9 protein-coding genes are annotated in these 12,540 nt (G+C 73.6%); 6 read left to right on the forward strand and 3 right to left on the reverse strand.

From position 1 onward, the window contains the following. The first annotated feature begins 42 nt into the window (after positions 1–42). On the forward strand, positions 43–636 hold the full coding sequence (locus ACIP93_RS04980) for a PepSY domain-containing protein (RefSeq protein WP_401755825.1): 594 nt from the start codon (positions 43–45) through the stop codon (positions 634–636). Here ACIP93_RS04980 and ACIP93_RS04985 read toward each other — a convergent pair. The 3 genes from ACIP93_RS04985 to ACIP93_RS04995 all read right to left on the reverse strand — a co-directional run bounded on the left by ACIP93_RS04985 (position 564) and on the right by ACIP93_RS04995 (position 4,310). Beyond that, on the reverse strand, positions 564–1,841 hold the full coding sequence (locus ACIP93_RS04985) for an MFS transporter (RefSeq protein ID WP_401755828.1): 1,278 nt from the start codon (positions 1,839–1,841) through the stop codon (positions 564–566). The two genes, ACIP93_RS04980 and ACIP93_RS04985, sit on opposite strands and share 73 nt — an antisense overlap. Positions 1,842–2,110: 269 nt before the next feature. Beyond that, positions 2,111–3,070 (reverse strand): methylmalonyl Co-A mutase-associated GTPase MeaB, encoded by a 960-nt coding sequence (gene meaB / locus ACIP93_RS04990; protein WP_345228372.1) that lies wholly within the window; start codon positions 3,068–3,070, stop codon positions 2,111–2,113. A gap of 37 nt (positions 3,071–3,107) precedes the next feature. Further along, entirely contained in the window at positions 3,108–4,310 is a 1,203-nt protein-coding gene (locus ACIP93_RS04995) for an acetyl-CoA C-acetyltransferase (RefSeq protein WP_401755831.1), read from the reverse strand. 138 nt (positions 4,311–4,448) lie between these two features. Between ACIP93_RS04995 and mce the strand changes: the two genes are divergently transcribed. From mce to ACIP93_RS05020, 5 genes are all read left to right on the forward strand, one after another. Further along, positions 4,449–4,901 carry a methylmalonyl-CoA epimerase gene (gene mce, locus ACIP93_RS05000; RefSeq protein ID WP_345228374.1) on the forward strand — a complete coding sequence of 151 codons (453 nt, stop codon included), beginning with the start codon at positions 4,449–4,451 and terminating at the stop codon, positions 4,899–4,901. Positions 4,902–5,142: 241 nt separating this feature from the next. Further along, positions 5,143–9,306 (forward strand): polarized growth protein Scy, encoded by a 4,164-nt coding sequence (gene scy, locus ACIP93_RS05005; RefSeq protein WP_401755835.1) that lies wholly within the window; start codon positions 5,143–5,145, stop codon positions 9,304–9,306. Positions 9,307–9,568: 262 nt separating this feature from the next. Continuing rightward, complete coding sequence (locus ACIP93_RS05010) at positions 9,569–10,510, forward strand: cellulose-binding protein (RefSeq protein ID WP_345228376.1); 942 nt, start codon at positions 9,569–9,571, stop codon at positions 10,508–10,510. A 74-nt stretch (positions 10,511–10,584) separates the two neighbouring features. Beyond that, positions 10,585–11,583: an ABC transporter ATP-binding protein gene (locus ACIP93_RS05015; protein ID WP_401755838.1), complete on the forward strand. Its 999-nt coding sequence runs from the start codon at positions 10,585–10,587 to the stop codon at positions 11,581–11,583. Position 11,584: 1 nt separating this feature from the next. Then, positions 11,585–12,355 carry an ABC transporter permease gene (locus ACIP93_RS05020; protein WP_401755841.1) on the forward strand — a complete coding sequence of 257 codons (771 nt, stop codon included), beginning with the start codon at positions 11,585–11,587 and terminating at the stop codon, positions 12,353–12,355. Positions 12,356–12,540 lie beyond the last annotated feature (185 nt).

The raw sequence follows: 12,540 nt of genomic DNA on the forward strand, positions 1-12,540 counted from the left end.
GTGGACGTAACCGCTCGTTCGCACCGAACCCGGGAGGAACCCATGAAGCGCAAGTCCGTCGTCGCAGCGGCCGTGGCAGTCGTACTGGTCGGAGGGGGTACGGCGACGGCGCTGAGCCTGCCGTCGGACGACGGCCCCGCCTCCGCCGGCACGTCCGCCCAGGCGGCCCCCGCCGACCTGGACCGGGCGGTCGCCACGGCCGCGTCCGCCGTGCCCGGCACCGTGACCGGTGTGGACCTGGAGGACGACGGCCGGCAGTGGGACGTCGACGTCTTCGGCAAGGACGGCAAGTGGCACGACGTGACGCTGGATCCGACGGGTGCGAAGGTACGGAACGACCGCGTCGGCACCGGCGACGACGACCGCGACGACCACGCCCCGAGGGGCGCGGACGTCACCGTCGACAAGGCCGTGGCGGCGGCGCTGAAGGCCGCCCCCGGCCAGGTCACCGAGGCCGACCTCGAAGGCGGCCACTGGTCGGTGGAGGTGCGCGGCGAGGACGGCCGGCACACGGACGTGGCCGTGGACGCGAAGACCGGCGGGGCGGCCGTGGTCCCGCAGGATCAGGACGACGACGGCGCCTCGGACGACGGCACGGCGGACGACGGCGCCCCGGACGACGGCTCCGACGACTGAGCCGGACGCCCGCCCCGCCGGCCCGCTCGCAGCACGAGCCCCGTCGCCGCGACGCACAGCACCGGCGCGGCGACCAGCACGTAGCACAGGGGCAGCGGGACCCGCCCCACCAGCAGTCCGACGCCGGCGGCGCCGAGCGAGGAGCCGGCGTTGAGGGCGGTGTTGACCCAGGCCCCGGCCCGGGCGCGGGAGCCAGGACCGGCCGCCTCGTCGGCGATGAGGTAGGCGGTGGTGACGGCCGGGGCGATGAAGAGCCCGACGACCGCCACGGCGGGCACCAGGACGGCCACCCCGGGTGCGGACCCGGCGGCCGCCAGGGCGCACCCGAGCAGGCTCGCGAGGACCAGCAGCCGGGTACGGCCCCCGGAACGCCAGGTGACCGCGCCGTACGCCAGCCCGCCGACGGCGCTGCCGAACGTGAGCGCGGCCTCGACCCAGCTGACGGCCGTGGGGTGGCCGTGGCTCTCGGTGAAGGCGATGCCGAGGAGCCCGACGCCGCCGAGGGAGAGCCCGGTGGCGGCGGCGACGGCCGCGGGCAGGACGACGCCGGGCAGACGCGCCTTCTTCCGGCCCTCCGTCGCCTTCGCGTCCGGCCCCTCCGCCTCGACCTGGGCGGCGACCGGTGAGGTGACCATGGCGGCCGTGCCGACGAGCACCAGGGCGGCGGCGGCGAGGAGGCCGCTGGCGGGGTACGCGTACACGACCGGGATCGCGACGATCAGCGGGCCGGTCACGAACAGCAGCTCCTCCGCGACCCCGTCCAGGCTGTACGCCCGCTGGAGCAGGGCCCGGTCGGGCACGAGCCGCCCCCACAGGACCCGCATGGTGGGCCCGAGTGGCGGGCAGCTCGCGCCGACGAGGGCGATGAGGACGCCGATCAGCGGGAGGGGAGCGCCGGGCGTCCAGCAGACGAGGGCGAAGGCCACCAGGAACGCGGCGAAGACCGTGGCCAGCGGCAGCAGGGCCCGCCGGGGCCCGAACCGGTCGACGAGCCCGGCCCGCCAGGGCCCGAGCAGGACGGCGCAGGCCGCCTCGACGGCCACCAGGGTGCCGGCGGCGGCGTACGACCCGGTGGCGTTCTTGACGGTGAGGACGAGGGGCAGCGGAAGGACGCCGTAGGCGAGACGCCCGAGCAGGGCGGAGCCGAAGGTGCGGGCGGCTCGGGGGGTGCGCAGGACAGCGCCGTACGAAGGCTTGGCGGACATGGGTCTTCCTCGGAAGGTGTGCGGGAATGAGGACACGCCGGACCACGACCGCGCGCTCCTGCCGGAGGGGGGTCGTGGAGGGGGTGCCGCCTACACACGGGGGAAGATCATGCGGCCGAGCCAACAGGGCCCGCGCGCCCCGCACAAGGGGTTTTCCGGGCCGCGACAGGTTTCCCGGGCCCCGTCAGGGGCGCGGGGAACCGCGCGACGGGGGTCCGGGGGCGGAATCCACGGCAGGAACAGCGGCCGCCAGCCCCGCACGGAAGCCCTCAGTCCCCCTCCCGCACTCCCTCCACCAGCACGTCCGCCGCCGCATACGGGTCCAGCTCCCCCGCCACGATCCGCGCCGCCAGCGCGCCCAGCCGCCGGTCGCCCCGCAGGTCCCCGATCCGCTCCCGCAGCGCGGTCACCGCGATCGTCTCGACCTCGTGCGCGGCGCGGGCGGCCCGGCGCTCGGCCAGCACCCCCCGCTCCTCCATCCACGCCCGGTGCTTCTCCAGCGCCTGCACGACCTCGTCGACGCCCTCACCGCGCGCGGCGACCGTCTTGACGATCGGCGGCCGCCAGTCGCCGGGCCCCCGGGACTCCCCGAGCCCGAGCATGTGGTTGAGCTCGCGCACGGTCGCGTCCGCCCCGTCGCGGTCCGCCTTGTTCACCACGTACACGTCGCCGATCTCCAGGATGCCCGCCTTGGCGGCCTGGATCCCGTCGCCCATCCCGGGCGCGAGCAGCACCATCGAGGTGTCGGCCTGCGAGGCGATCTCCACCTCGGACTGCCCGACCCCCACCGTCTCGACCAGCACCACGTCGAAACCGGCCGCGTCCAGCACCCGGATCGCCTGCGGGGCGGCCCAGGCCAGCCCGCCCAGGTGCCCCCGGGTCGCCATCGACCGGATGTAGACGCCCGGGTCCGAGGCGTGGTCGGCCATCCGGATCCGGTCCCCGAGCAGCGCTCCCCCGCTGAACGGGGAGGACGGGTCGACGGCCAGCACCGCGACCCGCTTCCCGGCCCGCCGGTACGAGGCCACCAGCGCCGACGTGGAGGTCGACTTGCCGACCCCCGGCGACCCGGTCAGCCCCACCACGTACGCGTTGCCCGCCAGCGGCGCCAGGGCCGCCATCACCTCGCGCAGTTGCGGGGACGCCCCCTCGACCAGCGAGATCAGCCGGGCCACGGCCCTCGGCCGCCCTGCCCGGGCCTGCTCCACCAGCGTGGGGACGTCCTGCATCTCAGCGCTCCGCTCATCCGCTCCGTACCTGCGAGAACTACTTGCCCGGCACGCGCACGATCAGCGCGTCGCCCTGGCCGCCGCCCCCGCACAGGGCGGCCGCGCCGACCCCGCCGCCGCGCCGCTTCAGCTCCAGCGCCAGGTGCAGGACCACCCGCGCGCCGGACATGCCGATGGGGTGGCCCAGGGCGATCGCGCCACCGTTGACATTCACCTTTTCCGGGGACACGCCCAGGTCCTTCATTGACTGGACGGCGACCGCGGCGAAGGCCTCGTTGATCTCGATCAGGTCCAGGTCGTCGACCCCCAGCCCCTCCTTCTTCAGCGCGTGCGCGATCGCGTTCGACGGCTGCGACTGGAGCGAGTTGTCCGGGCCCGCCACGTTGCCGTGCGCGCCGATCTCGGCGATCCACTCCAGGCCGAGCTCCTCGGCCTTGGCCCGGCTCATGACGACCACGGCGGCCGCGCCGTCGGAGATCTGCGAGGAGGTGCCCGCGGTGATCGTGCCGTCCTTCGCGAAGGCGGGGCGCAGCTTGGCGAGGCCCTCGACGGTCGTCTCGGCGCGGATGCCCTCGTCGGTGGAGACCAGCACCGGGTCGCCCTTGCGCTGCGGCACCTCGACCGGGGTGATCTCGGCCTCGAAGACGCCGTTCTTCTGGGCGGCGGCGGCGCGCTGGTGGGACCGGGCGGCGAACTCGTCCTGCGGGCCGCGCTCGATGCCGAGCCGGGTGTTGTGCTTCTCCGTCGACTCCCCCATGGGGATGTTCTCGAAGGAGTCGGTCAGGCCGTCGTACGCCATCGCGTCGAGCATCTCGACGGCGCCGTACTTGTAGCCCTCGCGGGACTTCGGCAGCAGGTGCGGGGCGTTGGTCATGGACTCCTGGCCGCCCGCGACCACGATGTCGAACTCTCCGGCGCGGATGAGCTGGTCGGCGAGCGCGATCGCGTCCAGGCCCGACAGGCACACCTTGTTGACGGTGAGCGCCGGGACGTGCATCGGGATGCCCGCCTTGACGGCCGCCTGGCGGGCCGGGATCTGGCCCGCGCCGGCCTGGAGCACCTGGCCCATGATCACGTACTGCACCTGGTCGCCGCCGATGCCCGCACGCTCGACGGCCGCTTTGATCGCGAAGCCGCCGAGGTCGGCTCCGGAGAAGGACTTCAGGGAGCCGAGGAGGCGGCCCATGGGCGTGCGCGCGCCCGCGACGATGACAGAAGTGGTACCGGTCGTTCCAGACATGAGGCACGGCCCCTTGGGAGGTTGGAAGTGAACGAGGGTTCACCCGACGATACTGACGCCGTCCTCGCACGTCACCGGGCAGCCGGTGTGACGGCGCGCACGTTGCGTAACCGGCCCCAACCACGCTGCACTACAAGCATGCTGACGCGAATCGACCACATCGGGATTGCCTGCCACGACCTCGACAGGACAGTCGAGTTCTACCGGGCCACGTACGGCTTCGAGGTGCACCACTCCGAGATCAACGAGGAGCAGGGCGTCCGCGAGGCCATGATCAAGGTCAACGACGCCTCCGACGGCGGCGCCACCTACCTCCAGCTCCTCGAACCGACCCGCGAGGACAGCGCGGTCGGCAAGTGGCTGGCGAAGAACGGGGAGGGCGTCCACCACATCGCCTTCGGCACCGCCGACGTGGACGCGGACGCCGCGGACATCCGGGAGAAGGGCGTGCGGGTGCTGTACGACGAGCCGCGCACCGGCTCCATGGGGTCCCGGATCACCTTCCTGCACCCCAAGGACTGCCACGGCGTGCTGACCGAACTGGTCACGGCCGCCCCGCCCGCCGAGGGGGGCAGTCCGGAGGACCACTGACTCCCGCCCGACCCGGCCGGTACAGTGGGCCGTTCCGGGCCGGGGCCGGGAATCGGGCCTGCGAGTTGTGGCCCGCTGTTGATCTGACACCATTCCCCCGGGGGCCCGCCCGCTGTCAGGGTGGGGCCGTACGGATCGCCCGTGCGCGCTCGCCGCGCCCGGACGGGCCGATACGACCACGAACGTACGACAACAGAGTCACGACAGTCAGTTGCGACCAGGGGACGGATGGGACCGCGCAGTGCGGGGCTACGAACGCCAGGAGGGCCCTCTACGGGCTGAGTCCGACCATCTCTCGCGGTTCGAGGCCGAGATGGACCGGCTGAAGACCGAGCGGGAGAAGGCGGTCCAGCACGCCGAGGACCTCGGCTACCAGGTCGAGGTGCTGCGCGCCAAGCTGCACGAGGCGCGCCGCAACCTCGCGTCCCGGCCTGCCTACGACGCGGCGGACATCGGCTACCAGGCCGAGCAGTTGCTGCGCAACGCGCAGGTGCAGGCGGACCAGCTCCGCACCGACGCCGAGCGCGAGCTGCGCGACGCCCGCGCGCAGACCCAGCGCATCCTCCAGGAGCACGCCGAGCACCAGGCCAGGCTCCAGGCCGAGTTGCACCAGGAAGCCGTCACGCGCCGCCAGCGCCTGGACCAGGAGCTGGCGGAGCGCCGCCAGACCGTCGAGTCGCACGTCAACGAGAACGTGGCGTGGGCCGAGCAGCTTCGCGCCCGCACCGAGGCGCAGGCCCGCCGTCTCATGGAGGAGTCCCGCGCCGAGGCCGAGCAGGCGCTGTCCGCCGCCCGCGCCGAGGCCGCCCGGGTCACCGAGGAGGCCCGCCAGCGGCTCACCGCCGACTCCGAGGCCGCCCGCGCCGAGGCCGAGGCGATCCTGCTGCGCGCCCGCAAGGACGCCGAGCGCCTGCTGAACGCCGCCTCCACCCAGGCGCAGGAGGCCACCGCCCACGCCGAGGAGCTGCGCACCTCCACGACGACCGAGTCGGAGGCCGCCCGCAAGCAGGCCGCCGAGCTGTCCCGCACCGCCGAGACGCGGATGCAGGAGGCCGAGACGGCGCTGCGCGAGGCCCGCCTCGAAGCCGAGCGGGTGCTCAGCGAGGCGAAGGAGGCCGCCGCCAAGCAGCTCTCCGGCGCGGAGTCCGTCAACGAGCAGCGCACCCGTACGGCCAGGACGGAGATCGCCCGCCTGGTCGGCGAGGCGACCAAGGAGTCCGAGGCGCTGAAGGCGGAGGCCGAGCAGGCGCTCGCCGACGCCCGCGCCGAGGCCGAACGGGTGGTGAAGGAGGCCGCCGACAAGGCCCGCACCGCCGCGTCCGAGGACTCCGCCGCCCAGCTCGCGAAGGCGGCGCGGACCGCCGAGGAGATCCTCACCAAGGCTTCCGAGAACGCCCAGGAGACCACCCGCAAGGCCGCCGAGGAGGCCGAGCGCATCCGCCGCGAGGCCGAGGCGGAGGCGGAGCGGCTGCGCGGCGACGCCGCCGAGCAGGCCGACGAGCTCAAGGGCGCGGCCAAGGACGACACCAAGGAGTACCGGGCCAGGACGGTCGAGCTCCAGGAGGAGGCCCGCCGGCTGCGCGGCGAGGCCGAACAGTTGCGCGCGGAGGCCGTCGCCGAGGGCGAGCGGATCCGCGGCGAGGCCCGCCGGGAGGCCGTCCAGCAGATCGAGGAGGCGGCCCGCACCGCCGAGGAGCTGCTGACCAAGGCGCGCACCGACGCGGAGGAGCTGCGGGCCGCCGCGGGCGCCGACAGCGAGCAGGTCCGCTCCGAGGCCGCCGAGCGGGCGGCCGCGCTGCGCAAGCAGGCCGAGGACGCCCTGGAGGCGGCCCGCGCCGAGGTGGAGCGGCTGCGCGCGGAGTCCGACGAGCAGGCCGAGCGGACCCGCGCCGAGGCCGAGGAGTCCGCCCGGGCGCTGCGCGTGGAGGCGGAGCGCGCGGTGGCGGCCCGGCAGGCGGAGGCCGACGCGGAGATCGAGCGGCTGCGCGGCGAGGCCGAGCAGCGGCTCACCTCGTCGGAGGAGACCCTCATCGGGGCCCGCGCCGAGGCCGAGCGGATCCGCCGGGAGACCGGCGAGGAGAGCGACCGGCTGCGCGCCGAGGCCGCCGAGCGGGCCAGGACCGTGCAGGCGCAGGCCGAGGAGGAGGCCGAGCGGCTGCGGACCGAGGCCGCGTCGGACGCCGCGCAGGCCCGCGCGGAGGGCGAGTCCGTCGCCGTGCGCCTGCGGGGCGAGGCGGCGTCGGAGGCCGAGCGGCTGAAGGCGGAGGCGCTGGAGAGCGCCGACCGGGTGCGCGCGGAGGCGGCCGCGGCCGCCGAGCGGGTGTCCGGGGAGGCCGCGGAGGCGCTGGCCGCCGCGCAGGAGGAGGCCGTACGACGCCGTCGGGAGGCCGAGGAGACGCTGACCGGCGCCCGCGAAGAGGCCGAGCGGGAGCGTGCGCAGGCCCGCGAACAGAGCGAGGAGCTCCTCGCCTCCGCCCGCAAGCGCGTCGAGGAGGCGCAGGCCGAGGCCCAGCGCCTGGTCGAGGACGCCGAGCGGCGGGCCGCGGAGCTGGTGTCGGCCGCCGAGCAGACCGCGCAGCAGGTGCGGGACGCGGTGGCCGGGCTCCAGGAGCAGGCCGAGGAGGAGATCGCCGGGCTGCGCAGCGCCGCCGAGCACGCGGCGGAGCGCACCACGACCGAGGCGCAGCAGGAGGCGGACCGGGTCCGTGCCGACGCGCACGCCGAGCGGGAGCGGGCCGCCGAGGACGCCGCCCGCATCCGCAGCCGTTCCCAGGAGGAGTCGGACGCGGCGAAGGCGCTCGCCGAGCGGACCGTGGGCGACGCCATCGCCGAGGCCGAGCGGGTGCGCACGGACTCCCAGGAGCGCGCCCAGCAGCTCCGCACCGAGGCGTCCGACGCCCTCGCGGCGGCCGAGGAGGCGGCGGCGAAGTCCCGTGCCGAGGCCCGCGACGACGCCAACCGCATCCGCAACGAGGCCGCCGCCCAGGCCGACCTGCTGATCGGGGAGGCCCGCGGCGAGGCCGAACGGATCGAGCGGGAGGCCGCGGAGGTACGCACCAGGGCCGACGAGGAGGCCGCTCGCGCCGTCGCCGAGGCGACCGCGGAGGCCGAGCGGATCACCGCGCACGCGGCGGCCGCCCTGACCACCGCCGAGCAGGACGCGGCGCGGCTGCGCGCCGAGGCCGAGCAGGTCAAGGCGGACGGCGAGGCGCAGGCGGAGGAGCTGCGGGCGGCCGCCCGCGCGGACGGCGAGCAGGTGCTCGACGAGGCCCGCAAGGCCGCCGACAAGCGGCGCACGGACGCCGCCGAGCAGGTCGACACGCTCATCACGGAGGCGGCGGCCGAGGCCGACAAGCTGACCACCGAGGCGCTCCAGCAGGCGGAGCAGCTCGTCACCGACGCCACGCAGCAGTCGGAGCGGCTGGTGGCGGACGCCACCGGCGAGGCCGAGCGGCTGCGCGCGGAGGCCGCCGAGACGGTCGGCTCCGCCCAGCAGGCCGCCGAGCGCATCCGCAGCGAGGCCGCCCAGCACCGCGAGGAGACCGAGGCGGCCGCCGAGCGGCTGCGCACGGAGGCGCGGAGCGAGGCCGACCGGCTGCTCGACGAGGCCCGCGAGGCGGCGTCCAAGCGGCGCGCGGACGCGGCCGAGCAGGCGGACACCCTCGTCGCGAAGGCCCAGGAGGAGGCGCTGCGCGCGGCCACCCGGGCCGAGGAGCAGGCCGACACGATGGTCGGCGCGGCCCGCAAGGAGGCCGAGCGGATCGTCTCGGAGTCCAAGGTCGAGGGCAACTCCCTGGTGGAGCGGGCCCGTACGGACGCCGACGAGCTGCTGGTCGGGGCCCGCCGGGACGCGACGGCCATAAGGGAGCGGGCGGAGGAGCTGCGGGCCCGCCTGGAGGGCGAGATCGAGGAGCTGCACGAGCGGGCCCGCCGCGAGACCGCCGAGCAGATGAAGACCGCCGGGGAGCGCGTCGACAAGCTGATGAAGGCGGCGACCGAGCAGCAGGCCGAGGCCGAGGCGAAGGCCAAGTCCATGGTCTCCGAGGCGAGTTCGGAGGCCGGCAAGGTCCGCATCGCGGCGGTCAAGAAGGCCGAGCAACTGCTCAAGGAGGCCGAGCAGAAGAAGGCCGAACTGGTCCGCGAGGCCACGAAGCTGCGGGACGACGCGAAGGCCGAGGCGGACCGCATGGTCGCCGACGGCAAGCGCGAACTGGACGTCCTGGTGCGCAGGCGCGAGGACATCCAGGCCGAGATCTCCCGTGTCCAGGACGTGCTTGAGGCGTTGGAATCATTCGAGGCCCCGTCCCAGGGCGGCAAGTCGGCCGGCGGTCCGGGTCCGGGCGGTGTCAAGGCCGGTGCGGCGGCGGGCGGGACTCGATCGGGTGGCAAGTCCTCGAACGGCTAGCGGAATCGGGCGGCGGTCGAGGTGCGGCAGTCACGGATGTTTCGAGAAATCTCATCCGTGACCGACGGGCCACTTGTGAGGGAGCCGTGATTCCGGGCAGGTTTGACGGTGTGTTCATCCGTGCGAGTGGCAAGCGTCTGGACGGGTTGCCACTCAAAAGGAGGGTCATTCTCCAGATCAAACCGGCAATGGCTCGATGACACGCCGCTATGGCCCCTAGGATTCCCCTATCACCTCACCGGTCTCATTCGACAGGAACCTCATGAGCGACACATCCGCCTCCCCCTACGGCTTCGAGCAGGTGCGGCGAGGTTACGACCGCGGTCAGGTGGACGACCGCATCGCCAAACTGCTCGCCGACCGCGACAGCGCGCTCGCCCGGATCACCTCGTTGGAGAAGCGCATCGAGGAACTCCACCTCGAAACGCAGAACGCGCAGGCCCAGGTCAACGATGCCGAGCCGTCGTACGCGGGCCTCGGCGCCCGTGTCGAGAAGATCCTGCGTCTTGCCGAGGAGGAGGCGAAGGACCTGCGTGAGGAGGCCCGCCGCGCCGCCGAGCAGCACCGCGAGCTGGCCGAGTCGGCTGCCCAGCAGGTGCGCAACGACGCCGAGTCGTTCGCGGCCGAGCGCAAGGCGAAGGCCGAGGACGAGGGCGTCCGCATCGTCGAGAAGGCCAAGGGCGACGCCACCCAGCTGCGCACCGAGGCGCAGAAGGACGCGCAGTCCAAGCGCGAGGAGGCCGACGCCCTCTTCGAGGAGACCCGCGCCAAGGCCGCCCAGGCCGCCGCCGACTTCGAGACCAACCTGGCCAAGCGCCGCGAGCAGTCCGAGCGCGACCTGGCCTCGCGTCAGGCGAAGGCGGAGAAGCGTCTCGCGGAGATCGAGCACCGGGCGGAGCAGCTCCGTCTGGAGGCCGAGAAGCTGCGCACGGACGCCGAGCGCCGGGCCCGTCAGACGGTGGAGACGGCGCAGCGCCAGGCCGAGGACATCGTGGCCGACGCCAACGCCAAGGCCGACCGGATCCGCAGCGAGTCCGAGCGCGAGCTCGCGGCGCTCACCAACCGCCGCGACTCGATCAACGCCCAGCTCACCAACGTCCGCGAGATGCTGGCGACGCTGACCGGTGCGGCCGTGGCCGCCGCCGGCGCCCCGGTGGACGACGAGCCGATCTCCCGCGGCGTCCCGGCCCAGCAGTCCCGCTAGTCACTCTCGTACGCCCCGTGCCCCCCGTCACCATTCCGGTGGCGGGGGGTTTCGTACGCCCTTAGCGTGTCCGCATGATTGAGGTAACGGGACTGTCGAAGCGGTACGGACCGAAGCTGGCCGTCGACGACCTCACCTTCCAGGTGCGCCCGGGCATCGTCACCGGGTTCCTGGGTCCCAACGGGGCGGGCAAGTCGACCACGATGCGCATGATGCTGGACCTGGACCGGCCCACCGCCGGGGCCGTCCGCATCGACGGCAGGCGCTACACGGACCTCAAGGACCCGCTGACGCACGTGGGGGCCCTGCTGGACGCCAAGGCGCTGCACGGCGGCAGGAGCGCGTACCACCACCTGCTGTGCCTGGCGCAGAGCAACGGCATCCCGTCCTCCCGGGTCGGCGAGGTGCTGGACACGGTCGGGCTGACGGCCGTCGCGAAGAAGCGCTCGAAGGGTTTCTCGCTGGGCATGGGGCAGCGTCTGGGCATTGCGGGCGCGCTGCTCGGGGACCCGCAGATCCTGATGTTCGACGAGCCGGTGAACGGCCTCGACCCCGAGGGCATCCACTGGATCCGCAACCTGATGAAGTCCCTCGCCTCGCAGGGCCGCACCGTCTTCGTCTCCTCGCACCTGATGAGCGAGATGGCGCTGACCGCCGACCACCTGGTCGTCATCGGGCAGGGCCGGCTGCTCGCGGACACCTCGATGGCCGACTTCATCCGGACCAATTCCCGGTCGTACGTACGGCTGCGCAGCCCCCAGCAGGAGCGGTTGCGGGACGTGCTGCACCAGGCCGGGATCACCGCGGTGACGGCCGGGAACGGCACGCTGGAGGTCGACGGGGCGGGGTCGGAGCAGCTCGGTGAGCTCGCCGCCCGGCACCAGCTCGTACTCCATGAGCTCAGTCCGCAACAGGCTTCGCTGGAAGAGGCGTTCATGCAGCTCACGGCCGGTTCGGTCGAGTACCACGCGCATACGGAACCGGCTTCGCCCGCGTCCGGGCCGGGCTGGGGAGCGCCCCGGACGGACTCCGGGGCCTCCGAGGACCGGGGATCGACCGGAGGCGGGAACTGACATGGCGGTCGCCCAGGTATTGACGTCGGAATGGACCAAGATCAAATCGGTGCGTTCCACGGTGTGGACACTCACGACGGCCTTCGCGTTCACGGTCGGACTCGGCTTTCTGATCAGCCTGTTGTCCAAGGACCAGTTCTCGAAGATGAATGCGCAGGAGCGGCAGTTCATCGATCCGACGCTGACGAGTTTCGCGGGGACGAGTCTCGGCCAGCTCGCAATGATCGTTTTCGGGGTGCTGGTCGTCGGCAACGAATACAGCACCGGAATGATCCGCACCTCCCTGGCCGCGGTGCCCCGGCGCGGCGCTTTCCTGTTCAGCAAGATCGGAATTGCCACGCTGCTGGCGTTCGTGGTGGCGCTGGCGACGAGCTTCGTGACGTTTTTCGTCGGGCAGGCGGCGCTCGGGGAGTTCAAGGCGTCGCTCGGCGATCCGGGAGTGCTGCGGGCGGTGATCGGCGCGGCGCTCTACATGACGCTGATCGCGGTCTTCGCGATGGGCGTGGCGACGGTCCTGCGCTCGCCGATGCTGTCGCTGGGCATCCTGATGCCGGTCTTCTTCCTGATCGCGCCGATCCTGGGCAGCGTGGAGGCCACCCGGAAGATCGCCCAGTACCTTCCCGACCAGGCGGGCATCAAGATCATGCAGGTGGTGGCGCCGGAGAACGACGTCGCACCGTACGGACCGTGGGGCGGCTTCGCGATCATGGCGGCCTGGGCGGCGCTTGCGGTGCTGTGCGGCTGGCTGGTGCTGCGGAACCGGGACGCGTGAGCGGGGCCGCCGCGCCGCGGGTCCGCTGCCCGTCGGCGTGAACACCGCTCTCCCGCATCCGGCCCTCCCCTTCCGAACACCCGTTCTTGGCCGGAACGGGCCACCCCTGGTTAAGCTCCTACTGCTTACGGGGGCAAGACGGATCACCGCACACGACCAGGCGCGTGATCGTGGCCCCGACAATC

This window comes from Streptomyces sp. NPDC088745 (assembly GCF_044751045.1).
Taxonomy (GTDB): domain Bacteria; phylum Actinomycetota; class Actinomycetes; order Streptomycetales; family Streptomycetaceae; genus Streptomyces; species Streptomyces cremeus.